The organism is Aquabacterium sp. T101, assembly GCF_057219775.1.
In genome coordinates this window covers 161,359-183,724 of record NZ_JBXVVZ010000003.1, presented here as the reverse complement: position 1 = coordinate 183,724, position 22,366 = coordinate 161,359, and the positions used below count along the sequence as shown (strand labels likewise).

The window sequence follows — 22,366 nt, the reverse complement described above, 5'->3', positions numbered from 1 at the left end:
ACTGCGCGACACGCACGGGCATGGCGGGCCGCGCAGCCCCCCCCCCTGCATCTTCGATCGCCCCAGAGGATGAGCCAAAAGAAGGCCCCGCCAGAACCCAACCCGACACCAATCACAGGGCGCCACCTGAGTTGCTGCTCAGTCGTGTCATCTATTCTTCGGAGATCGTGAAGTGCGTTCTCCAGACGAACTCTGCGGCCGAGGCCGACGCCGCCGTGGCGGCTCTGAAGGCAGCGGGCATTGCCACGTTCCTCGACGGTCAACACACTGCCTCGCTGCCGGGATTCTTCGTTCCGGGCGCACTCAGGGTTTGCGTGCTGGACCCCACACAAGTCGAGCGAGCCGAAAGGCTCGTCGAAGTGAGTCTGCTGGAGGTCCATGCGCACCTGAGTTCCCGCTCGACTTCGGCCAAAGCGAGACGCTCCTGGGTGGTGACGATTGGCGCGCTCCTTCTTGGCGTGGCTGTCTTGGCGGGAGTCGCATCCATTGCATTCAAGCTGTCTTCGTTCGGCAGCAGCGCAGCTCCAACACGCAGTGGCAGATGGCTCAGGGGCGGTAAACCCGACAGACACATGCCCGTGACACGTCTTGGGCAAACTGCGCCGCCATGACGAACCCCATGGCGACCGACCTCGCCGCCGACCCGCGCGTCTGGCTGCTGGTGGCCTTGCTGGCCGTGCTGACCGCGGCCACGGTGGAAGGCTTCGTGCTGTGGCGCCGCGGCGGCTACGACTGGCGCGCGTGGGCCGCCACGCTGGGCGACGTGGTCGGCCGCCGTGCGGTGGAAGCGCTCGGCCTGTCGCTGGCCGCGCCGGTGGTGGCCTGGGCCCATGCGAACCGCGTGGCCACGCTGCCGCTGGACGGGGTCACCGCGTTCGCGCTGCTCTTCGTCGGCCAGGAGTTCTGCTACTACTGGTACCACCGCGCCGCGCACCGCGTGCGCTGGTTCTGGGCCACGCATGCGGTGCACCACTCCAGCAACGAGCTCAACCTGATGGCCGCGCTGCGCCTGGGCTGGACCGGGCGGCTCGCCGGCACGGCGCTGTTCTTCACGCCGCTGATCTGGCTCGGCTTTCCGCCGGGCGCGGTGCTGGCCACGGTGACGCTGAACCTGCTGTACCAGTTCTGGCTGCATGCCACGTGGATCCCCAAGCTCGGGCCGCTGGAATGGGTGCTGAACACGCCGTCGCACCACCGCGTGCACCACGGCAGCAACCCGGAGTACCTGGACTGCAACTACGGCGGCGTGCTGATCGTGTTCGACCGCCTGTTCGGCACCTTTGTGGAGGAGCGCGCCGACCTGCCGCCGCGCTACGGCCTGGTCAAGCCGCTGCGCTCGTACAACCCGGTGTGGATCGCGCTGCACGAGTGGGTGGCGCTGGCGCGCGACGTGCTGCGCGCGCGCTCGCCGGGCGCGCTGTGGCGCGCGGTGCTCGGGCCGCCGCGCTGAGGCGCGGCGCCCGCGCCCGGTTCGTCAGCCGACCAGGTCGGCCATCGTGGCCGGGTCGATCAGCGCGCCGCGATGCTGCACCACGCGGCCGGCCAGCCGGTTGCCGGCCGCCGCTGCCGACCTCGCGTCCGCGCCCGCCATCCGCGCCGCCAGGTAGGCGCCGGCGAACGAGTCGCCCGCAGCCGTGGTGTCCACCACGCGCGGCGCCGGCGTCACCGGCACTTCCACCGGCGCCGCGTCGCCCACGCGCACCAGGGTCGACTGCGCGCCGCGCTTGACCACCACTTCCGGGCAGGGCGCGGCCAGAGACCGTGCCAGCTGGGCCTGCACGTCGCCGTCGTCGGCATGCAGCGCCACCTCGTCGTCCAGCGTCAGCAGGGCCACCGACGCCAGTGCCACGGCGCGCGCGAACGCGGCGCGTGCCACCGCCTTGTCCGGCCACAGCCGCGGCCGGTAGTTGTTGTCGAAGGCCACCACGGCGCCGCGCGCGCGCAGGCGCGCCGCCACCGCCCACAGCCGCTCGCGCGCGTCGGGCGGCAGGATCGCCAGGCTGATGCCGCTGAAGTACAGCGCGTCGATGGCGTCGGCCTGCTGCTCCAGCGGCGTGGTGCCGGCCGGCACATCGAAGTAGGCCCGCGCTGCGGCCTGGTCGCGCCAGTAGCTGAAGCGGCGCTCGCCCGACGCGTCCACCTCGATCAGGTACAGCCCCGGCATGCGCCCGGGCAGCCGCCGCACCAGGTCCAGGCCGAGGCCCTCGGCGGTCCAGCGCTGCATCAGGCCGCTGCTCAGGCCGTCGTCGCCCAGCGCGGTGGCATAGGACACCCGGATGCCGCTCGCGCGGCCGCAGCGCGCCAGGTACACGGCGGTGTTGAGCGTGTCGCCGCCGTAGGTCTGCTGCATGGTGCCGAAGGCCTCGCCCTGCAGCTCGATCATGCATTCGCCGAACGACACGACGTGCAAGCCGCGCGGGCGATCGGCGCCGCGGCCCGGGCCCATGTCAGCCCTGCGCCACCGGGTGGTTGGCCAGGCGCTCCAGGGCCTGCACCAGCGCCGAATGGTCGAGCTGGTCGCCGCCGTGCGCGGCCATCGACTGCATCAGCTGCGCCGTCATCGCGGTGTTGGGCAGCGACACGCCGAGCGAGCGAGCGCCCTGCAGCGCGAGGTTCAGGTCCTTCTGGTGCAGCTTGATCCGGAAGCCCGGGTTGAAGGTGCGCTTGATCATGCGCTCGCCGTGCACCTCGAGGATGCGCGACGACGCGAAGCCGCCCATCAGCGCCTGGCGCACGCGCGCCGGGTCGGCGCCGGCCTTGCTGGCGAACACCAGCGCTTCGCCCACGGCGGCGATGTTCAGCGCCACGATGATCTGGTTGGCCACCTTGGTCACCTGGCCCGCGCCGGCCGGGCCGACATGGGTGATGTTCTTGCCCATCAGCGCGAACAGCGGCTGCACGCGCGCGAACACCTCGTCGCGGCCGCCCACCATGATGGTCAGCGACGCCGCCTTGGCGCCTACCTCGCCGCCGGAGACCGGCGCGTCGAGCCAGTCGGCGCCGGTGGCTTCCACCTGCTTGGCGAACGCCTGCGTCTCGATCGGCGAGATCGAGCTCATGTCGACCACCGTCTTGCCCTTGCCGAGCGCGCCGGCCACGCCGTGCTCGCCGAACAGCACCTTCTGCACGTCGGGCGTGTCGGGCACCATCAGGAAGGTGACCTCGGCCTGGCGCGCCACGTCGGCCGGCGTCCTGCACGCCACCGCGCCGGCGTCGAGCAGCGGCTGCGGCACGGCCGAGCGGGTGTTGACGAACAGCTCGTGGCCGGCGGCGCGCAGGTGGCCCGCCATGGGCGCGCCCATGATGCCCAGGCCGATGAATCCGAGTTTCATTGAAGGGTCTCCGAGATCAGTAGCGCGGCGCGCGGCCGCTAAAGGTGGGGTCGTACTTTCGCATCTGCGCGAGGTCGTTGCGTGTGCGGATGCCGCAGTCCAGGTACTGCTGGTGCAGCACGGCCAGCGCCTGGCGGTCGAGCTCGACGCCCAGGCCCGGCGCGCGCGGCACCGCCACCGAGCCGTCGACGATGGGCACACGGCCCCCGACGATCACCTCCTCCTCCTGCCACGGGTAATGGGTGTCGCAGGCATAGGTGAGGTTGGGTACGCAGGCGGCCAGGTGCGTCATCGCCAGCAGGCTGATGCCCAGGTGCGAGTTGCTGTGCATCGAGATGCCCAGGCCGTGCAGCTCGCACATCCGCGCCAGCTGCTGCGTGGCGCGCAGGCCGCCCCAGTAGTGGTGGTCCGACAGCACCACCTGCACCGAGCCGAGGGCCAGGCTGCGCTTGAGCTCGTCGAAGGTGGTGACCACCATGTTGGTGGCCAGCGGCAGCCGCGTGTGCCGCACCAGCTCGGCCATGCCTTCGAGGCCGGGCGTCGGGTCCTCGTAGTACTCGAGCAGGTCGTCCAGCGCCGGGGCCGCGGCCTTGCTGGTGGGCAGCGACCAGTTGGCGTTGGGGTCCAGCCGCAGCGGCACGCCGGGGAAGGCCTGGCGCAGCGCACGGATGCAGGCGATCTCGTGCGCGGGCTCGAACACGCCACCCTTGAGCTTGATGCTGCGAAAGCCGTACAGGTCGATCATGCGCCGCGCCTGCGCCACCACCTGCGCCGGCGTCACCGCCTCGCCCCAGGCGTCGGGGGCGTAGGGGCGCTCCACATGCTCGGCGTACTTGAAGAACAGGTAGGCGCTGTAGGGCACGGCGTCGCGCACCGGGCCGCCCAGCAGGTCGGCCACCGGCGCACCCAGGCGCTGGCCCTGCAGGTCCAGCATGGCGATCTCCAGCGCGCTGGTCACCTTGGCGGCGTTCTTCGCGCCATGCGAGCCCGGCGCCAGCTCCAGCTCGGCGGCGGAGCGCGTGGCCTTGACGCCGGCCTTGACGCGCTGCTCCATCGCGTTCAGGTCGAAGGGCGACAGCCCCGGCACCAGCGGCGCGGCGGCGGCCAGCGCGTCGAGCATGGTCTGGTCGCCGTAGGTCTCGGCCAGGCCGACGCGGCCGTCGCTGGCTTCCAGCTCGACGATGGCGCGCAGCGCCCAGGGCTCGTGGATGCCGCTGGCGTTGAGCAGCGGCGGGTCGCGGAAGGCGATCGGCGTGACGCGCAGTGCGCGCAGGGTCCAGTCGCTGCGGGCGGTGCGCTGCGTCATGTGCGCGACCCCGGCGCGCGCATCTCCGACACGATCTGCTGCGACCCGGCGATCAGGATGCGCGCGTCCGAGCTGATGGTGACGAAGTCGAAGCCCTTGGCGATGCGCGCGCGGGCCACGTCGGTGCGGCCGTTGTGCACGCCGGCGCGGATGCCGTGCGCCTTGGCCCGCGCCAGGATGTGGTCGATGGCCTGCGCCACGGGCGGGTCCACGTCGTCGAACACGGGCTTGCAGCCGAGCGACAGCGACAGGTCCGACGGCCCGATGTAGACCGCGTCGATGCCCTCCACCGAGCAGATCGCGTCGAGGTTGTCCAGCGCCTGCGCGGTCTCGATCATCGCGAACACCAGGGTGTTCGCATCGGCCTGCGTGGCGTAGTCGGCACCGTGCACGAGGGCCGCGCGCACCGGGCCGAAGCTGCGCCCGCCGCGCGGCGCGTAGCGGGTGTAGGACACGAGGCGCTGCGCGTCCTCGCGCGTGTTGACCATCGGGCAGATCAGCGTCTGCGCGCCGGCGTCGAGCGCCTTCATGATGATGCTGGGCTCGAGCCAGGGCACGCGCACCACCGGCATCGTGGGCGTGGACTGCACGGCCTGCAGCATCGTCACCAGCGCGGCGTCGTCGATCAGGCCGTGCTGCATGTCGATGGTCAGCGTGTCCCAGCCCTGATGCGCCATCACCTCCGCGGCGAAGCTGTTCGGGATGGCGAGCCAGCCGTTGACCGCGGCCTTGCCCTGCGCCCACAGGGCGCGAAGCTTGTTCTCTCTCATGGGGACTCCTCGTTCGTTGTCTTCAGGTGACCGGGGCCGGGTTGAACAGCACCAGGGCGTTGTGCAGCTTCCAGTGCTCGGCGCAGGTGCGGCGGCCGCTGGCCACGTCGAGCATCAGTCGGAACAGTTCCCAGCCGGCCTGCTCGACGGTCTGCTCGCCGTCGGCGATGCGGCCGGCGTTGACGTCCATCAGGTCGTGCCAGCGGCGGGCCAGGTCGGTGCGCGTGGCCACCTTGACCACCGGGCACTCGGCCAGGCCGTAGGGCGTGCCGCGGCCGGTGGTGAACACGTGCAGGTTCATGCCCGCGGCCAGCTGCAGCGTGCCGCAGATGAAGTCGCTGGCCGGCGTGGCGGCGAACACCAGGCCGCGCTGGTCGCGGCGCAGCTTCTCGCCGGGGCCGATCACATGGGCGATCGGCGCGCTGCCGCTCTTGACGATCGAGCCCATCGCCTTCTCGACGATGTTGGACAGCCCACCGGCCTTGTTGCCCGGCGTGGTGTTGGCGCTGCGGTCGACACGGCCGCGCTCCAGGTAGGCGTCGTACCAGGCCAGCTCGCGCACGATGGCCTGCGCCACCTCGGGCGTGGCGGCGCGCGCGGTGAGCTGGTCCACCGCGTCGCGCACCTCGGTGTTCTCGCTGAACATCACGGTGGCGCCGGCGCGCACCAGCAGGTCGGTGGCGAAGCCCACCGCCGGGTTGGCGGTGACGCCGGAGAACGCGTCGCTGCCGCCGCACTGCACGCCCACCACCAGCTCGCTGGCCGGCACGGTCTCGCGCCGGCGCGCATCGAGGCGCTGCAGGTGGCGCTCGGCGCTGGCCAGGATGGCATCGATCATCGAGCCGAAGCCGATGTGGCGCTCGTCCTGCAGGCGCACCACGTCCGGCCCGATCTCGCCGGCGGCCAGCGGGATCGATCCCGGCGGCAGCAGGCGCTCGGGCTGCAGCTTCTCGCAGCCCAGGCTCACCACCATCACCTCGCCGCCGAAGTTCGGGTTCAGCGCGAGGTGGCGCACGGTGCGGATCGGGATCGGCGCGTCCGGCGCGTCGATGGCCACGCCGCAGCCGTAGCTGTGCTCGAGCGCCACCACGCCGTCGACGTTCGGGTAGCGCGGCAGCAGCTCGTCGCGGATGCGGCGCACCGCGTGGTCCACCACGCCGGCCACGCACTGCACGGTGCTGCTGATGGCCAGCAGGTTGCGCGTGCCGACCGAGCCGTCCGGGTTGCGGAAGCCCTCGAAGGTGAAGCCGTCGAGCGCGGGCTGCGGCGGCGGCTTCACCGTGGCCACGGGCAGGCCGTCGAAGCCGCGCGCCGCGGGCATGCGCAGCAGCCGCTCGTGGACCCAGGCGCCGGCGGCGATATCGCGGTCGGCATGGCCGATGGTCACGCCGTAGCGGCGCACGGCCTGGCCCTCGGCCAGCGCCGTCAGCGCCACCTTGTGGCCCTGCGGCACCTTGTCCACCAGCGTCGGGCCGCCGGGCAGCACCGTGCCCGCCGGCAGCCCGCCGTCGTTGGCCACGATCGCGACGTTGTCGCTGTCGTGCATGCGCACCACGATCGGCGCCCGCGGCGCCGCGGCCGGGTTCATTCGGGCTTGATCCCCGCGGTCTTGATCACGCGCGTCCACAGCTCGAGCTCGGCCTGCACGAACTTCGTGTAGGCGGCGGCGCCCGGTGCGGGCACGACGAAGCCCACCGATTCGAGCCGCTGCTTGATCTCCGGCGAAGTCATCACCTTGCGCAGCGCAGCCTCGAGCTTGTCGACGACGGGCTGCGGCGTGCCGCGCACGACGCTCATGCCCGACCAGCTCAGCGCCTGGAAGCCCGCGATGCCGCTTTCGGCCACGGTGGGCGTGTCCGGGTACAGCGGGTTGCGCTGCAGGCTCGACACCGCCAGCGCGCGCAGCTTGCCGGACTTGATGTGCGGCAGCGCGACGTCCTGGTTGATGAACATCAGCGGGATCTGGCCGCCCAGCAGGTCCTGCATCATCGGGCCGCCGCCGCGGTAGGGGATGCCCACCATGAACAGGCCCTTGCAGTCCTTGACCGAGGGCGCGCACTTGCTGCCTTCGAGCTTGAACAGCTCCATCGCCATGTGGCCCGACGCGGCATGGGTGTAGCCGTAGTTGAGCTTGCCGGGGTTGGCGCGCACGTAGTCGACCAGCTCCTTGAAGGTCTTGAACGGCGTGGCGGCGTTGACCACCAGCACGTTCGGGCCCGAGTGCACCTGCGCCAGGTGCACGAAGTCCTTCATCGAGTCGTAGGCGAGCTTCGGGTCCAGGCCGTGCGCCACGGCGTTCTGGCCCACGCCGGTCTGGACGATCGTGTAGCCGTCGGCGGGCATGTTCTTCGCGCGCAGCGTGCCGATGGTGCCGCCGGCGCCGCCGATGTTCTCGACGATCACCTGCTGGCCGAGCTCGCGCGTCAGCGCTTCGGCCACCATGCGGGCCATGATGTCGCTGGTGCCGCCGGCCGGGAACGGGCTGACGATCTTCAGCGGCTTGCTGGGCCAGTTGTCCTGCGCGGCGGCCGGCAGGGTCAGGGCCGCGGCGGCCAGGGCGATGAGGGCACGTCGGATCATGGGGTGTCTCCTTGTGGGTTGTCTTGTCGGGCCGTTTGCCGATGCGCCACGCGCCGACGCAGGCCCTGGTGGTAAGTCAGCGGACCATGCAGGGCCGCTTGGGGTCGAAGGTCCAGCCGGGAATCAGGTACTGCATCGCGGCCGCGTCGTCGCGCGCGCCCAGGCCGTGCTGGCGGTACAGCTCGTGCGCCTTGGCCACCTCGGCCATGTCCAGCTCGACGCCCAGGCCCGGCTTGCGCGGCACCTGCACATGGCCGCCCTCGATGCGCAGCGGCTGCTTCGTGAGGCGCTGGCCGTCCTGCCAGATCCAGTGGGTGTCGATCGCGGTCACGCGGCCGGGCGCGGCGGCGCCCACGTGCGTGAACATCGCCAGCGACACGTCGAAGTGGTTGTTGGAATGCGAGCCCCAGGTCAGGCCCCAGTCGCGGCAGGTCTGCGCCACGCGGACGCTGCCCGACAGGGTCCAGAAGTGCGGGTCGGCCAGCGGGATGTCCACCGACTGCAGCGACAGCGCATGCACCAGCTGGCGCCAGTCGGTGGCGATCATGTTGGTGGCCGTGGGCAGCCCGGTGGCGCGGCGGAACTCGGCCATCACCTCGCGGCCGGAGAAGCCGCCCTCGGCGCCGCACGGGTCTTCCGCGTAGGCCACCACGCCGCGCATGTCGCGCATCAGGCGCACCGCGTCGGCGAGCAGCCAGCCGCCGTTGGGGTCGAGCGTGATGCGCGCGCCGGGGAAGCGCTCGTGCAGCGCGACGATGGCCTGCACCTCGTCGTCGCCGGCGAGCACGCCGCCCTTGAGCTTGAAGTCGTTGAAGCCGTAGCGCTCGCGCGCAGCCTCGGCCTGGCGCACGATGGCCTCGGGCGTGAGCGCCACCTCGTGGCGCACGCGCGACCAGGCGTCGGCCGCGTCGGGCTCGCTGCGGTAGGGCAGCGGCGTCTTCGTCCGGTCGCCCACGTAGAACAGGTAGCCGAGCATCTCCACCGACTCGCGCTGCTGGCCCTCGCCGAGCAGCGCGCACAGCGGCACGCCCAGGTGCTGGCCCAGCAGGTCCAGCAGCGCCGACTCCAGCGCCGCCACCGCGTGGATGGTGGTGCGCAGGTCGAAGGTCTGCTGGCCGCGGCCGCCGGCGTCGCGGTCGGCGAAGCGCTGCTGCACCGAGCGCAGCACCGCGTTGACGTTGCCCACGCTCTGGCCCACCACCAGCGCGGCGGCGTCCTCCAGCGTCTGGCGGATCTTCTCGCCGCCGGGCACCTCGCCCACGCCGGTGCGGCCGGCGCTGTCGGTCAGCACGACGAGGTTGCGGGTGAAGTACGGCCCGTGCGCGCCGGACAGGTTGAGCAGCATGCCGTCGCGCCCGGCCACGGGAATGGCCTGCAGGCGGACGACGGTGGGGGTGTCGCGCGCCACGGCGGCGTCGGTCGGAACGGGCATGGGCGTCGGGCCAGTGATCGTATGAGTGAAAACCCGGACCTCGCTGCAGGCGAGCCGAGACCAGTCATCGTACAACTGTCGGCGCGCCTGTCAAGCCGCGCCGCCCCGCACCCGCCCGGGCGGGTCAGGACGCCACGCGGGCCCGCCGCACGGCCGCGCCCGGCCGCGGCGGCGGCGCCTGCACCTGGGCCTTGCGCCGCCGCTCGCGGCTGTTGGCCAGGTGGGTGCGCATTGCCGCGCGCGCGGCGTCGGAATCCTGGGCGGCGATGGCGTCGTAGATGTTCTCGTGCTCGGCGTTGACGCGGCGCAGGAACTCGCGCCGCTCCTCGGTCAGCGCCACCGGCGCATCGAGCCGCGCGCGCGGGATCATCGTGGCGCCGAGCGCCGCCATCAGGTCGGCGAAGTGCGGGTTCTGCGTCGCCCGCGCTACCTCGAGATGGAAGCGGAAGTCCGGCGCCACCGCGTCGCGGCCGGCATGCACCGCCGAGGAGAACTCGTCCAGCGCCTCGCGCATCACCCGCAGGTTGGCGTCGGTGCGGCGCTGCGCGGCCAGCGAGGCGGCCTCGGTCTCCATGCCGATGCGCAGCTCCAGCATGGCCACCACGTCCTGCAGCGTGGCGAGCTGGTCGGGCGTGATGCGGAAGGGCGCCGCCTCGCCGGCGCCGACCACGAAGGTGCCGATGCCGTGGCGCGTGCGCACCTGGCCGGCGGCCTGCAGCTTGGACAGGGCCTCGCGCACCACGGTGCGGCTGACCCCGTACTCGGCCATGATGGCCGCCTCGGTGGGCAGCTTCTCGCCGGGCGGCAGCCGACCGTCGCGGATGCGGTCGCCGAGCGACTCGACGAGCTCGAGCGCCAGGTTGCGGGAGCGGCGAGGCGGGGACGGAAGTTCGGCTCGGGACGGCATCGTTCTCAGCGAAAACCCTGTGGCCGGCAGCTTGACGGCGTCGGGGGGATGGCGACAATCGGGGCAGTTGTACGACAACTGACGACGACGGCTTCTGCCGCGATGGTGCCGCAAGGCACGCCGCCGATCAAGCCACCTGCACCCACCCCCGCCCACGATGCTGCCCGCCCCCGCCACCGCTGTCCGATTCCACCGCCTGCTGCTCACCGGCGCCGCGGGCAACCTGGGCCGCATGCTGCGCCCGCGCCTGAAGGCCTATTGCGACGTGCTGCGCGTGTCGCACCGCAGCGAGTTCGGCCCGGCCGGCGACGGCGAGGAGGTGATGGTCGCGTCGCTGGAGGACAAGGCCGCGGTACACGGGCTGCTGGAGGGCGTGGACGCGGTGGTCCACATGGGCGGCGTGTCCACCGAGCAGCCGTGGGAGGCCATCCTTGCCGGCAACATCGTGGGCATGGTCAACCTGTACGAGGCCGCGCGCAAGCACAAGGTGCGCCGCATCGTGTTCGCCAGCTCGAACCACGTCACCGGCTTCTACCGCCAGGACGAGGTGATCTCGCCGCGCGACCCGGTGCGCCCCGACGGCTTCTACGGCCTGTCCAAGGCCTTCGGCGAGAACCTGGCCCAGATGTACTGGGACCGCCACGGCATCGAGACCGTGAGCCTGCGCATCGGCTCGTCGTTCGAGGCTCCGAAGGACCGCCGCATGCTCGCCACCTGGATGAGCTTCGACGACACCGAGCGCTTGGTCGCTGCGGCGCTGGGAGCGCCGATCGTCGGCCACTCCGTCATCTACGGCATGAGCGACAACACCACGCGCTGGTGGGACAACACCTGCGCCAGCCACATCGGTTACCGGCCGCAGGACAGCTCCGAGCGCTTCCGCGCCGAGGTCGAGGCGCGCCAGCAGACCATCGACAGGAATTCCCGCGTCGCCCAGTTCCAGGGCGGCGCGTTCGTCGAACAGGGTTACTACGACTGACACGCAGCAGCCCGCATCCGTTTTCATCAGGCCGCCAGCACAAGGCGCCATCACCCAGGAGACCTCCCTCATGATCCTTCGCAGAACCCTGATCGCCACCGTGGCCGGCCTGCTCGTCAGCGCCGGCGCCCACGCCCAGAACATCGTGCTCAAGGCCGCCGACACCCACCCGGCGGGCTACCCGACCGTGGTCGCCGTCGAGAACATGGGCAAGAAGCTCGAGGCCGCCACCAACGGCCGCATCAAGATGCAGATGTTCCCCGGCGCGGTGCTGGGCCAGGAGAAGGAGACCGTCGAGCAGACCCAGCTCGGCGCGATCCAGATCGCCCGCATCTCGCTCGGCGTGGTCGGCCCCGTGGTGCCGGACGTCAACGTCTTCAACATGCCCTTCGTGTTCCGCGACGTCGCGCACATGCGCAAGGTGATCGACGGCCCGATCGGCGACGAACTGCTCAAGAAGGTGACCGACAGCCCGGCCAAGCTGGTGGGTCTGGGCTGGATGGACGGCGGCTCGCGCAGCCTGTACACGAAGAAGCCCGTGCGCACGCCGGCCGACCTGGCGGGCCAGAAGGTCCGCATGATGGGCAACCCGCTGTTCGTGGACACCATGAACGCGATGGGCGGCAACGGCATCGCCATGGCCTACGGCGAGGTGTTCACCGCGCTGCAGACCGGCGTGCTCGACGGCGCCGAGAACAACCCGCCCAGCTACTTCACGGCCAACCACTACAACACGCCGGCCAAGTTCTACGCCCAGACCAACCACCTGATCATCCCCGAGATCTTCGTGATGTCGAAGGTGACCTGGGACCGGCTCAGCAAGGAAGACCAGGCGCTGGTGATGAAGGTGTCGCGCGAGGCCCAGCTCGACCAGCGCGCGCTGTGGGACAAGAGCGTGGCCGACTACACCGCCAAGCTCAAGGCCGCCGGCATCCAGTTCATCGACGTCGACCAGAAGCCCTTCTTCGACGCCACCGCCCCGGTGCGCGCCAAGTACGGTGCCCAGTTCGCCGACCTGATGAAGCGCATCAACGACGTCAAGTAAGCCCCCTCGTGCAGTGCGCGGCGCGGCCCCCTGGCGGGGCGGCGCCGCGCCGCCGCGTTCCCTCTCCGGACCCTCCTCAGCCGAATCGACATGGCCGAAACCTTTCACCGCTTCTGCGACCACGTGTACCTGGCGTGCATGTGGATCTCCGGCCTCGCCATCGCGATGATGTCGGTCATCATTCCCTGGGGCATCTTCACCCGCTACGTGCTGGGCACGGGTTCGCAGTGGCCCGAGCCGATCGCGATCCAGCTGATGGTGATGTTCACCTTCCTCGGCGCCGCGGTGGCCTACCGCGCAGGCGCCCACATCGCGGTGGCCATGCTCACCGACCGCCTGCCCGAAGGCGCGCGCCACGTGCTGCGCGGCGTGGTGCACCTGCTCATGCTCGTGGTGGCGGTGTTCACGGTGGTCAAGGGCACGCGGTTGTGCCTTGAGACCTGGAACCAGGTGATCGGCCAGCTGCCCTGGCTGCGCGTGGGCATTACCTACATGCCGGTGCCGCTGGGCGGCCTGGTCACGGCACTGTTCGTACTGGAGGTGATGATCTTCGGCTCGCAGCACCAGCGCGCGGTGGTCACCTTCGACCACCAGATCGAGGAAGGGAGTGCCGCCTGATGGACGCCTTCATCCTCCTCGGCTCCTTCGCCGTGCTGATGCTCATCGGCATGCCGGTGGCCTATGCCATGGGCCTGGCCGCGCTGATCGGCGCGCTGTGGATCGACATCCCGATCGACGCGGTGATGATCCAGATCGCCGCGGGCGTCAACAAGTTCTCGCTGCTCGCGATCCCGTTCTTCGTGCTGGCCGGCGCCATCATGGCCGAGGGCGGCATGTCGCGCCGGCTGGTCGCGTTTGCCGGCGTGCTGGTGGGCTTCATCCGCGGCGGGCTGTCGCTGGTGAACATCCTGGCGTCCACCTTCTTCGGCGCGATCTCGGGTTCGTCGATGGCCGACACGGCGTCGATCGGCTCGGTGCTGATCCCCGAGATGGCCAAGAAGGGCTACCCGAAGGACTTCGCCACCGCGGTCACGGTGAGCGGCTCGGTGCAGGCGATCCTGATCCCGCCGTCGCACAACGCGATCATCTACTCGCTGGCCGCCGGCGGCTCGATCTCCATCGCGGCGCTGTTCGTGGCCGGCGTGCTGCCCGGCCTGCTGCTCGGCCTGACGCTGGCCGCGCTGTGCATGTTCATCGCCAAGAAGAAGAACTTCCCGCGCGGCGAGCGCATCCCGCTGCGCCAGGCGCTGAAGATCTGCGTCGACGCGCTGTGGGGCCTGATGACGATGGTCATCATCCTCGGCGGCATCCTGTCCGGCGTGTTCACGGCCACCGAGTCGGCGGCCATCGCGGTGATCTGGGCGTTCTTCGTCACGATGTTCATCTACCGCGACTACAAGTGGCGCGACCTGCCCAAGCTGATGCACCGCACGGTGAAGACGCTGACGATCGTGATGATCCTGATCGGCTTCGCGGCGGCCTTCGGCTACATCATGACGCTGATGCAGATCCCGCAGCAGATCACCAGTGCGTTCACCAGCGTCAGCAAGGAACCCTGGATCATCCTGCTGATGATCAACGTGCTGCTGCTGCTGCTGGGCACGCTGATGGACATGGCGCCGCTGATCCTGATCATGACGCCGATCCTGCTGCCGGTGGCCACGTCCATCGGCGTCGACCCGGTGCACTTCGGCATGATCATGATGGTGAACCTGGGCATGGGGCTGATCACGCCGCCGGTGGGGGCCGTGCTGTTCGTCGGCGCGGCGATCGCCAAGCTGCCGATCGAGCAGGTGACCAAGGCGCTGTTCCCCTTCTTCGGCGCGATGCTGTTCGTGCTGGGCCTGGTGACCTACGTGCCCTTCTTCTCGCTGTGGCTGCCCAAGGTCTTCGGTCTGTGAGAATCGCGGCATGAGCTTCACGCCCTCGACCCGCTACCCCGACCCGGCGGTCGAGGTGCTGCACGACAGCTTCCTGTCGCTGCGCCTGTTCTCCGCTTCGGTGGAGCAGCTGCACACCGGCTGCCGCTGGAGCGAGGGGCCGGTGTGGTTCGGCGACGGGCGCTACCTGCTGTGGAGCGACATCCCCAACGACCGCATCCTGCGCTGGGACGACGCCTCGGGCGCGGTGAGCGTGTTCCGCCAGCCGTCGAACTTCGCCAACGGCCTGGCGCGCGACCGGCAAGGCCGGCTGCTGGCCTGCGAGCACCTCACGCGCCGCGTCACGCGCACCGAGTACGACGGCCGCATCACCGTGCTGGCCGACCGCTGGCAGGGCAAGCGCCTGAACTCGCCCAACGACATCGTCTGCGCCGCCGACGGCGCCGTGTGGTTCACCGACCCGCTGTTCGGCATTGCCGGCCACTGGGAGGGCGAGCCCGCCGCCAGCGAGACCCCCTGGGCGGTGTACCGCATCGACCCCTCCAGCGGCGAATTGCAGCGCGTGATCGACGACCTGGCCGCGCCCAACGGCCTGGCTTTCTCGCCCGACGAGAAGCGGCTCTACGTGGTCGAAAGCCGCGCCATGCCGCACCGCAAGGTGTGGCAATACGACGTGGGCGCGGGCGGCGCGCTCGCCAACAAGCGCCTGTTCGTCGACGCGCAGGGGCCCGGCGCCTACGACGGCATCGCGGTGGACACCCAGGGCAACGTCTGGTGCGGCTTCGGCAGCAACGGCGCACCCGGGGTGGACCCGGCGGGCCTGGACGGCGTGCGCGTCTACGACCCCACGGGCCGCGCGATCGGCCATGTGCACCTGCCCGAGCGCTGCGCCAACCTCACCTTCGGCGGCGCCAAGCGAAACCGCCTGTTCATGGCGGCGAGCCATTCGCTCTACGCGCTGTACGTCAACGTCCAGGGAACGTAACTGACAGCCCCCAGCTCGCTGCGCTCGCGTCCCGCGAGGGGAGCTCAAGCCGGCTTGGGGCGGCCCGGCGCCGGCCTGAGGTCATGCTGACCACAGCGTCACTTGATGCCTGCGCGCATGAAGCTCTGGACGAACTGACGCTGGAACAGCAGGAAGGCGATCAGCAGCGGCGCGGCGCTCATCAGCGTGGCCGCGGTAATGATCGACCAGTCGATGCCCTGGTCGGTGGACGAGAACACCTGCAGGCCCACGGTGAGCGGGCGCGCGCTGGTGCTGTTGGTGATGATCAGCGGCCACAGGAAGTTGTTCCAGTGGAAGCTCACCGACACCAGCGCGAAGGCCACGTACACCGGCCGCGCCAGCGGCACGTACACGCGCCACAGCACCTGCAGCGCCGAGGCGCCTTCCACCCGCGCGGCCTCGTCCAGTTCCTTCGGAATGCCCATGAAGGTCTGGCGCAGCAGGAAGATCGCGAACGCCGACGCGAAGTACGGCAGCCCGATGGCCAGCAGCGTGTCCACCAGGCCCAGGCGCGCCATCGTCTTGTAGTTCTCCACCAGCAGGATGTCGGGCATGACCATCATCTGCACCAGCACCAGCGCGAACAGCACGCGTTTGCCCGGGAACTCGAAGCGCGCGAACGCATAGGCCGCCAGCGTGGACAGCACGAGCTGGCAGGCCAGGATCATCGTCACCAGCATCACGGTGTTGACGAAGTAGCGCGCGAACGGCGCCGCGGCCCAGGCGCGCACGAAGTTGTCCAGCGTGAGCGGCGCGAACAGCGCGAAGCGCGTGGCGTACTCGCCGGGGTGGAAGGCCGTCCACACCGCATACACCAGCGGCAGCACCCACAGCAGCGCCAGCACCCAGGCGGCGATCGTGTCGAGCCAGCCCGGGTCGTTGTAGACCAGGCGCGATGCGGCGGGGGTGGCGGCGCTCACTTGTAGTGCACCCGCTTGTCGAGCACGAAGAACTGCACCAGCGCCACCGTGGCCAGCACCGCCAGCAGCACCATCGTCAGCGCCGCGGCGTAGCCGCTGTCCCAGTAGCGGAAGCCCACCTCGTACAGGTGGAACAGCAGCAGCGTGGACGCGTTGTCCGGCCCGCCGCGCGTGAGCACGACGATGTGGTCCACCATGCGCACGGAGTTGATCACCGCGTTGACCATGACGAACAGCGTGGTGGGCATCAGCAGCGGCCACTGCACGCGGCGGAAGAAGGTCCAGCGCGACGCGCCCTCGATGGCCGCGGCCTCGCGCAGGCTGGGGTTCAGGCTCTGCAGCGCGGCGAGGTAGAAGATCATGAAGAAGCCGGCTTCCTTCCACACGGCCACCAGCGTGACGGCCCCCAGCGCCGTGCGCTGGTCGCCGAGCCAGTTCTGCGCGTCCATGCCGAGCGCACCGCGCACCTGCTCGAGCAGGCCGTACTGCGGCGTGTAGAAGAACAGCCAGATGTTGGCCACAGCCACCATCGGCAGCACGGTGGGCGTGAAGTAGGCCATGCGCAGGAACGCACGCCCGGTCATGCGCTCGTTGACCCACAGTGCCATCAGCAGCGCCAGGCCGATCGACAGCGGGATGGTCGCCAGCGCGAACCACAGGTTGTTGACGAGCGCCTTCCAGAACACCGGGTCGGACACCATGACCTGGTAGTTCTCCAGCCCCACCCACACCGCGGGCCGGTTGCCCTTGGGCGTGGAGTGGAAGCTGTCCCATAGCGAGGCCACCGCCGGGAAGTGCGTGAACGCCACCAGCAGCACGAAGGCCGGCAGCAGCAGCAGGTAGGCGTGGACGGTGTGGCGCTGCGTCATCGTGCCTGCCCCCGCCATCCGTGCGTGAGACGTCTGCGCGTGTCGGGAAGGCCGGCTGCCGCCGGACGCGCGACGTCGACGGCCGTCGCTTCGCGACGGCTGCGCTGCGCTCCTCGGCGTCGCCCACGCGCGCCCGGCGGCACCCGGCCTTCCCGACAGGCAACCTGGAGGCACGCCATCAACCCGCGAACCACCGCCCTTGCAGGCGGCCGGGGCTGCCCGGGGGGCGACGGCGCGACCTGTGGGGCGGCGAGAAGCGCAGGGTCCGGGGTCGGCGCGCGCAGCGCGCTTCGTGAACTGACTCGCCGCGGCTGTCCGAGCGCAGCGAACGCAGTGAGCGAAGCGAGTTCGGCGGCGCGACCCCGGACCCGAGCATCGCAGCGCAGTCGTCGCGCAGCGACGACCGCCCCAGGGGGAGCGCCGGCGCCCCCCGGGCAGCCCCGGCCGCCACGCGCAACGATCCGCATGCTCAATGCAACGTCACTTGTAGGACCGAAGGATCCGGTCCGCCTCCGCCTGCGCGTCCTTCATCGCTTGCGCCGGCGTCTTGGTGCCGGTGAGCGCGGCCTGCAGGCCGTCGTTCAGCGCCTTGGTGACGCGCTGGTTCTCGTGCGTGGAGAACTCGGCCAGCGCGAAGGGCAGCTGGTCGCGCGCCACGAGCGCGGGCGGGAACTCGGTGCCGTACTTCTTCAGCGCCGCGGTGTTGTACGCCGCCTCGCTCACCGCCACGTAGCCGGTGTCCATGCTCCACTTGGCCGCGCGCTCGGGCTGGGTGATCCACTTGGCGAACCTGAACGCCGCCTCCTGCTGCGCCGGCGTGGCCTTCTTGAAGATGTAGAAGTTGCCGCCGCCGGTGGGCGAGCCGCGGCGCTTGCCTGCGGGCAGCATCGCCACGCCGAAGTCGAACTTGGCGTTGGTGCGTACGTTGGTCAGGTTGCCGGTGGTGGTCCACATCATCCCCGTTTTGCGCTCGAAGAAGTCCTTCGGCGTGGTGCCCCATTCCACGATGCCCGGCGGGTGCACGCCGGCCTTGACCAGGTCGGTCCAGTAGGTGAGCGCCTCCACCGTGCCCGGGTCGTCGAACTTCACCGCGTTGCCGGCGTCGTTGGCCAGCGCCACGCCGGCCTGGATCGCCAGGCCCTGGAACAGCCAGTACGGGAATCCCGACGAGGGGATCTGCACGCCCCACTGCGTGACCTTGCCCGACGCGTCCTTCAGCGTGAGCTTCTTCGCATAGTCGAGCATCTCGGCCCAGGTGGCGGGCGGCTTGTTCGGGTCCAGGCCGGCGGCCTTGAACGCCTCCTTGTTGTAGTACAGCACCACGGTCGAGCGCTGGAACGGGATGCCCCAGGTCTTGCCGCCGGTCTGGCTGTTGAGCATGAAGCCCTTGTAGAAGCTGGCCAGCCATGCGCGGTCGTCGGCGGTCTTGACGAAGTTGTCGATCGGCACGATCGCGTCCTCGTCGATCAGCGTGAACATGTCGGTGGACAGCAGCACCGACGTGACCGGCGGATTGCCGGCCTTGTTGGCGGTGAGCGCCTTGACGATGGTGTCCTGGTAGCTGCCGGCGTAGATCGGCGTGACCTTGATGCCAGGGTTCTCCTTGGCGAAGTCGGCGGCGTACTCGTCGATCAGCTTGGTGATCGGGCCGCCGACGGCCACCGGATAGAAGAACGAGATCTCGGTGGTCTGCGCGTGCGCTGCCATCGGCAGGCCGGCCAGTGCGGCGCCGGCCGCGAGGGATTGCAGGAAGGTCTTGCGCTTCATGGGGAGGCTCCTGGGTTGGCTCTTGGGGTTGCTCTTGCGGTGGGATGTGCGGGCGGAAAGTTCTCGTGTCGATCAGGCGACGCGCGCGCCCTGCGCGTCGAAGTAGTGTTCGTCCTCGGGGCGCCAGCCGAGCGCGACGCGCGCGCCCACGGCCAGGTCGGTGGCGCCGCCGGCGCGCACGGTGAGCTGCTCGCTGCCGACGGCGCAGCGCAGCACCAGGTCGGCGCCGAGGTACTCGAAGCTGCTCACGGTGGCGGCCACCGGGCCGCCGAGCGACACCGCCTCGGGGCGCAGGCCGAGCGTATGCCCGGCGCGCGACACCGCGGCGTCGCTGCCGGCGATGCGCGCGCCGTCCAGCCGCAGCAGGTTCATCGCGGGCGTGCCGATGAAGCGCGCCGCGAAGGTGGAGGCCGGCGCGGCGTACATGCCGCGCGGCGTGGCGTTCTGCTCGATGCGGCCCTTGTTCAGCAGCACCACCTGGTCGGCCATGCTCATCGCCTCGGCCTGGTCGTGCGTGACGTACACCACCGTGAGGCCCAGGCGCTGCTGCAACTCGCGCAGCTCGTGGCGCATCTCCTGGCGCAGCTGCGCGTCCAGGTTGGACAGCGGCTCGTCCATCAGGCACACGCGCGCCTGCGCCACCAGCGCGCGGCCCAGGGCCACGCGCTGCTGCTGGCCGCCCGACAGCTGCGAGGGCTTGCGCTGCAGCAGCGTGCCCAGGCCGAGCAGCGACGCGGCCTCGTCGACGCGGCGCGTGGCCTCGGCCTTGTCCACCTTGCGCACCGCGAGGCCGAAGCCGATGTTGTCGGCCACCGACAGGTGGGGGAACAGCGCGTAGTTCTGGAACACCATCGCGATGCCGCGCTGCGCCGGCGGCAGGGCCGTCACGTCGCGGTCGTCGATCAGCACCTGGCCGCTGGTGGCGGACTCCAGCCCCGCGATGATGCGCAGCGTGGTGGACTTGCCGCAGCCCGACGGGCCGAGCAGCACGCAGAAGCTGGCCGGCTCGATGGAAAGGTCAATGCCGTCGAGCGCGCGCGTGGCGTCCCAGTGCTTGCAGACCTTGACGAGGCGGATGGCGGCCATGGGTCGGTGAGTATGCGTCGGTTCAGTGACAGGTCGGTGAGGGTGCGGTCTCGCGCAGCAGCTGCGACAGCTCGGCGTGCAGCGCCGCGTTGGCCGCGACGCACTCGCGCGCTTCCAGGTAGTGCGGGCTGCCATCGAAGGTGCTGACCACGCCGCCGGCCTCGGCCACCAGCAGGCCGCCGGCGGCCACGTCCCAGGCCTTCAGACCGCGGTCGTACATGGCGTCGCAGCGGCCCGCGGCCACCCAGGCCAGGTCGAGCGCGGCGGAGCCGCCGCGGCGCAGCGCGCTGACGCGTCCGACCACGCTGCCCAGCGTGCGCAGGCCGTCGGCCAGGCCGGGCCCGGGGCCGAAGGGACTGTTGGTGGTGACCAGCGCGTCGATCAGCGCCGTGCGCGTGCCCACCGCCAGGCGCTGTTCGCCGCACCAGGCGCCCTGGCCGCGCACCGCGTGGAAGACCTCGTCGCGGGCGGCGTCCCACACCACGCCCAGTTCCACCGTGCCGCGCACGGCCAGCGCCAGGCTCACCGCATAGGCCGGATAGCCGTGGATGAAGTTGTGCGTGCCGTCGATTGGGTCGACGATCCACACGTGGTCGGCCGCCGGATTGCCGTGCGGCTCGGCCGATTCCTCGCCGCGCACCGCGTGGCCGGGGCAGGCCGCCAGCAGCGTATCCACCACCACGCGCTCGGCGGCCTCGTCCACCTGGGTGACGAAGTCGTTGGGGTGCTTGGCGCGCACCTGCACGCTGGCGGGGTCGGCGGCGGCGCGGCGGATCACCGCAGCCGCCGCCTGCGCGGCGCGCAGGGCCAGTTCGAGCAGGGGCGGTACGTCGGCAGGCAGGGGCATCGGATTCGTCGGCCGCACGGGGCGGCCCGCGGCGCAGTATCCCCAAGCCGGCGCGGATGACCATCGGCATTGCCCCCGAGAGGGGCTGTGCGCCAACCCTGCGGCGCTGGCACACTGCGGCCCTTGCCGCCCCGCTGGAGATTCGCATGATCCACGCCCTCGTCAACCGCGCTGGCCTGGGCCGCGCAGGCTGGGTGGCCGCGCTGGCCCTGGCCCTGTTCGGTGCCGGCACGGCCCAGGCCGCGCTCAAGCCCGGCGACGCGGCGCCGGCTTTCACAGCCGACGCGGCCCTGGACGGCAAGGCGTTCCGCTTCACGCTGTCCGAGGCGCTGGCCAAGGGGCCGGTGGTGCTGTACTTCTATCCCAAGGCCTTCACCTCGGGCTGCACCTACGAGGCGCACCAGTTCGCCGAAGCGAGCGAGCGCTTCGCCGCGCTCGGCGCCACGGTGATCGGCGTGTCGGCCGACGACATCGACACGCTCAAGCGCTTCTCGGTCGAGGCCTGCCGCAGCAAGTTCGCGGTGGCCGCGGACGCGCAGGCGCGCGTGATCCGCGCCTACGACGCGCAGATCGCGTCGCGGCCCGACATGGCCGACCGCATCTCCTACGTGATCGGCCGCGACGGCCGCATCGCCTTCGCGCACCGCGACGGCAACCCGGACACGCACGTGGCCGCCACGCTGAAGGCGGTGGCGCAGCTGGGCGCGGCCCCGAAGCGCTGACGCCCGGGCCACCGCGACGGCTCAGGCCGCCAGATGCCGCGCGCGGAACTCGCGCGGCGTGGCGTCGTAGCGGCGCCGGAACTGCAGGTTGAAGTTCGACAGCGTGGCGAAGCCGCAGTCGGCGGCGATGCGCGCCACCGGCGCGGCGGTGCGCAGCAGGCGGTCGCAGGCGGCGCTGCAGCGCAGGTCGTTGACGTAGTCGGTGAAGCCGCGCCCGACCTCGCGCCGGAACCAGCGGCTGAACGCGGCCGGGCTCACGTGGGCCTGGCGCGCCGCTGCCGCCACCGTGATCTCGCGGCCCAGGTGGGCCTGGATCCAGTCGATCACCGCGTCGCGGCGCGGCGACGCGTCGCGCTCCTGCGCGGCCGGCCGCGTGGCGATGGGCGTCAGGTCGCGCCGGCCGCGCGCCAGCCGGCCCAGCAGCGAAAGCAGCAGCGCCAGGCGCTGCACCGGGTCGGCCGCGTTCATCTCGGCCAGCATGCGCGTCACGTCGCGGTGCGTGGCGCCGCCGACGGCCAGGCCGCGCGCGGCCGGCACCAGCGCCAGGCCCACCGCGCGCAGCTCGGGCAGCGCGCGGCCGTCGAGCAGCGCGGGCTCGAACTGCACCACGCTGACCACCGAGCTTTCCTGCGCCGGCCGGTGCAGGCTGGTCCAGTGATGCGGCACATGCGGGCCCAGCAGCACCAGGTCGCCGTCGCGAAACGGTGCCGCCCGGTCGCCCACCACGCGCACGCCCGAGCCGCGCTCGACCCAGGTCAGCTCGCAATGCCGGTGGCGGTGGTGCGGCCCGCGAAACGCCTGCAGCTCCAGGCGCAGGAAGCGCAGCGACGCGTCCGGATGGACGACGTTCTCGCGGGTGATGTTCATGGCGGCGATTCTGCGCCAAGGCGGTCAGAAAACAGTCGGAACCCGCCGTCC

22 protein-coding genes are annotated in these 22,366 nt (G+C 71.0%); 8 read left to right on the top strand and 14 right to left on the bottom strand.

Features of this window, described 5'->3' with window-relative positions:
* Positions 1 to 20: 20 nt before the first annotated feature.
* Both AC2EAQ_RS10650 and AC2EAQ_RS10645 read left to right on the top strand, forming a co-directional pair.
* On the top strand, positions 21 to 611 hold the full coding sequence (locus AC2EAQ_RS10650; protein ID WP_484643227.1) for a putative signal transducing protein: 591 nt from the start codon (positions 21 to 23) through the stop codon (positions 609 to 611).
* An 8-nt stretch (positions 612 to 619) separates the two neighbouring features.
* Positions 620 to 1,450 (top strand): sterol desaturase family protein, encoded by an 831-nt coding sequence (locus AC2EAQ_RS10645; protein ID WP_484643225.1) that lies wholly within the window; start codon positions 620 to 622, stop codon positions 1,448 to 1,450.
* Between the two features lie 24 nt (positions 1,451 to 1,474).
* Here the strand turns inward: AC2EAQ_RS10645 and AC2EAQ_RS10640 are convergent, their stop codons facing one another.
* The 8 genes from AC2EAQ_RS10640 to AC2EAQ_RS10605 all read right to left on the bottom strand — a co-directional run bounded on the left by AC2EAQ_RS10640 (position 1,475) and on the right by AC2EAQ_RS10605 (position 10,327).
* Positions 1,475 to 2,401: a sugar kinase gene (locus AC2EAQ_RS10640; RefSeq protein ID WP_484643883.1), complete on the bottom strand. Its 927-nt coding sequence runs from the start codon at positions 2,399 to 2,401 to the stop codon at positions 1,475 to 1,477.
* A gap of 46 nt (positions 2,402 to 2,447) precedes the next feature.
* Positions 2,448 to 3,332: a 2-hydroxy-3-oxopropionate reductase gene (locus AC2EAQ_RS10635; protein ID WP_484643223.1), complete on the bottom strand. Its 885-nt coding sequence runs from the start codon at positions 3,330 to 3,332 to the stop codon at positions 2,448 to 2,450.
* Positions 3,333 to 3,348: 16 nt separating this feature from the next.
* Positions 3,349 to 4,638 (bottom strand): glucarate dehydratase family protein, encoded by a 1,290-nt coding sequence (locus AC2EAQ_RS10630; protein ID WP_484643222.1) that lies wholly within the window; start codon positions 4,636 to 4,638, stop codon positions 3,349 to 3,351.
* On the bottom strand, positions 4,635 to 5,408 hold the full coding sequence (locus AC2EAQ_RS10625) for an HpcH/HpaI aldolase family protein (protein ID WP_484643220.1): 774 nt from the start codon (positions 5,406 to 5,408) through the stop codon (positions 4,635 to 4,637). Before AC2EAQ_RS10625 ends, AC2EAQ_RS10630 begins: the two co-directional genes overlap by 4 nt.
* Before the next feature lie 22 nt (positions 5,409 to 5,430).
* The gene (garD, locus tag AC2EAQ_RS10620; RefSeq protein WP_484643218.1) at positions 5,431 to 6,996 is read right to left on the bottom strand and encodes a galactarate dehydratase; all 1,566 of its coding nucleotides are present in this window, start codon (positions 6,994 to 6,996) and stop codon (positions 5,431 to 5,433) included.
* A complete protein-coding gene (locus AC2EAQ_RS10615) occupies positions 6,993 to 7,988 on the bottom strand; it encodes a Bug family tripartite tricarboxylate transporter substrate binding protein (RefSeq protein ID WP_484643216.1) in 996 nt (331 codons plus the stop codon). Before AC2EAQ_RS10615 ends, garD begins: the two co-directional genes overlap by 4 nt.
* A gap of 76 nt (positions 7,989 to 8,064) precedes the next feature.
* A complete protein-coding gene (gene gudD, locus AC2EAQ_RS10610) occupies positions 8,065 to 9,420 on the bottom strand; it encodes a glucarate dehydratase (RefSeq protein ID WP_484643213.1) in 1,356 nt (451 codons plus the stop codon).
* 124 nt (positions 9,421 to 9,544) lie between these two features.
* Positions 9,545 to 10,327 carry a FadR/GntR family transcriptional regulator gene (locus AC2EAQ_RS10605; protein WP_484643208.1) on the bottom strand — a complete coding sequence of 261 codons (783 nt, stop codon included), beginning with the start codon at positions 10,325 to 10,327 and terminating at the stop codon, positions 9,545 to 9,547.
* 157 nt (positions 10,328 to 10,484) lie between these two features.
* On the opposite strand from AC2EAQ_RS10605, the gene AC2EAQ_RS10600 reads away from it, so the two are divergent.
* From AC2EAQ_RS10600 to AC2EAQ_RS10580, 5 genes are all read left to right on the top strand, one after another.
* On the top strand, positions 10,485 to 11,306 hold the full coding sequence (locus AC2EAQ_RS10600) for an NAD-dependent epimerase/dehydratase family protein (RefSeq protein WP_484643204.1): 822 nt from the start codon (positions 10,485 to 10,487) through the stop codon (positions 11,304 to 11,306).
* Between the two features lie 70 nt (positions 11,307 to 11,376).
* Positions 11,377 to 12,351 carry a TRAP transporter substrate-binding protein gene (locus tag AC2EAQ_RS10595; RefSeq protein WP_484643200.1) on the top strand — a complete coding sequence of 325 codons (975 nt, stop codon included), beginning with the start codon at positions 11,377 to 11,379 and terminating at the stop codon, positions 12,349 to 12,351.
* 90 nt (positions 12,352 to 12,441) lie between these two features.
* Positions 12,442 to 12,969, top strand: a complete 528-nt coding sequence (locus tag AC2EAQ_RS10590; protein WP_484643197.1) for a TRAP transporter small permease — start codon at positions 12,442 to 12,444, stop codon at positions 12,967 to 12,969.
* Positions 12,969 to 14,252 (top strand): TRAP transporter large permease, encoded by a 1,284-nt coding sequence (locus AC2EAQ_RS10585; RefSeq protein WP_484643195.1) that lies wholly within the window; start codon positions 12,969 to 12,971, stop codon positions 14,250 to 14,252. The genes AC2EAQ_RS10590 and AC2EAQ_RS10585 overlap by 1 nt, the downstream gene beginning before the upstream one ends.
* Positions 14,253 to 14,262: 10 nt before the next feature.
* The gene (locus tag AC2EAQ_RS10580; RefSeq protein WP_484643192.1) at positions 14,263 to 15,216 is read left to right on the top strand and encodes an SMP-30/gluconolactonase/LRE family protein; all 954 of its coding nucleotides are present in this window, start codon (positions 14,263 to 14,265) and stop codon (positions 15,214 to 15,216) included.
* A gap of 98 nt (positions 15,217 to 15,314) precedes the next feature.
* On the opposite strand, the gene AC2EAQ_RS10575 is transcribed toward AC2EAQ_RS10580, so the two are convergent.
* The 5 genes from AC2EAQ_RS10575 to AC2EAQ_RS10555 all read right to left on the bottom strand — a co-directional run bounded on the left by AC2EAQ_RS10575 (position 15,315) and on the right by AC2EAQ_RS10555 (position 20,726).
* Positions 15,315 to 16,157, bottom strand: coding sequence for a carbohydrate ABC transporter permease (locus AC2EAQ_RS10575; protein WP_484643190.1), 843 nt, complete (start codon positions 16,155 to 16,157; stop codon positions 15,315 to 15,317).
* Positions 16,154 to 17,026: a carbohydrate ABC transporter permease gene (locus AC2EAQ_RS10570; protein ID WP_484643185.1), complete on the bottom strand. Its 873-nt coding sequence runs from the start codon at positions 17,024 to 17,026 to the stop codon at positions 16,154 to 16,156. Before AC2EAQ_RS10570 ends, AC2EAQ_RS10575 begins: the two co-directional genes overlap by 4 nt.
* Positions 17,027 to 17,506: 480 nt before the next feature.
* Positions 17,507 to 18,793, bottom strand: a complete 1,287-nt coding sequence (locus AC2EAQ_RS10565) for an ABC transporter substrate-binding protein (protein WP_484643182.1) — start codon at positions 18,791 to 18,793, stop codon at positions 17,507 to 17,509.
* A 72-nt stretch (positions 18,794 to 18,865) separates the two neighbouring features.
* Entirely contained in the window at positions 18,866 to 19,879 is a 1,014-nt protein-coding gene (locus AC2EAQ_RS10560; protein ID WP_484643178.1) for an ABC transporter ATP-binding protein, read from the bottom strand.
* A 22-nt stretch (positions 19,880 to 19,901) separates the two neighbouring features.
* Positions 19,902 to 20,726, bottom strand: a complete 825-nt coding sequence (locus AC2EAQ_RS10555; protein WP_484643175.1) for an inositol monophosphatase family protein — start codon at positions 20,724 to 20,726, stop codon at positions 19,902 to 19,904.
* A gap of 146 nt (positions 20,727 to 20,872) precedes the next feature.
* Here AC2EAQ_RS10555 and AC2EAQ_RS10550 point away from each other — a divergent pair, with 146 nt between their 5' ends.
* Positions 20,873 to 21,448, top strand: a complete 576-nt coding sequence (locus AC2EAQ_RS10550; protein ID WP_484643171.1) for a peroxiredoxin — start codon at positions 20,873 to 20,875, stop codon at positions 21,446 to 21,448.
* A gap of 21 nt (positions 21,449 to 21,469) precedes the next feature.
* On the opposite strand, the gene AC2EAQ_RS10545 is transcribed toward AC2EAQ_RS10550, so the two are convergent.
* Positions 21,470 to 22,315, bottom strand: coding sequence for a helix-turn-helix domain-containing protein (locus tag AC2EAQ_RS10545; protein WP_484643169.1), 846 nt, complete (start codon positions 22,313 to 22,315; stop codon positions 21,470 to 21,472).
* Positions 22,316 to 22,366 lie beyond the last annotated feature (51 nt).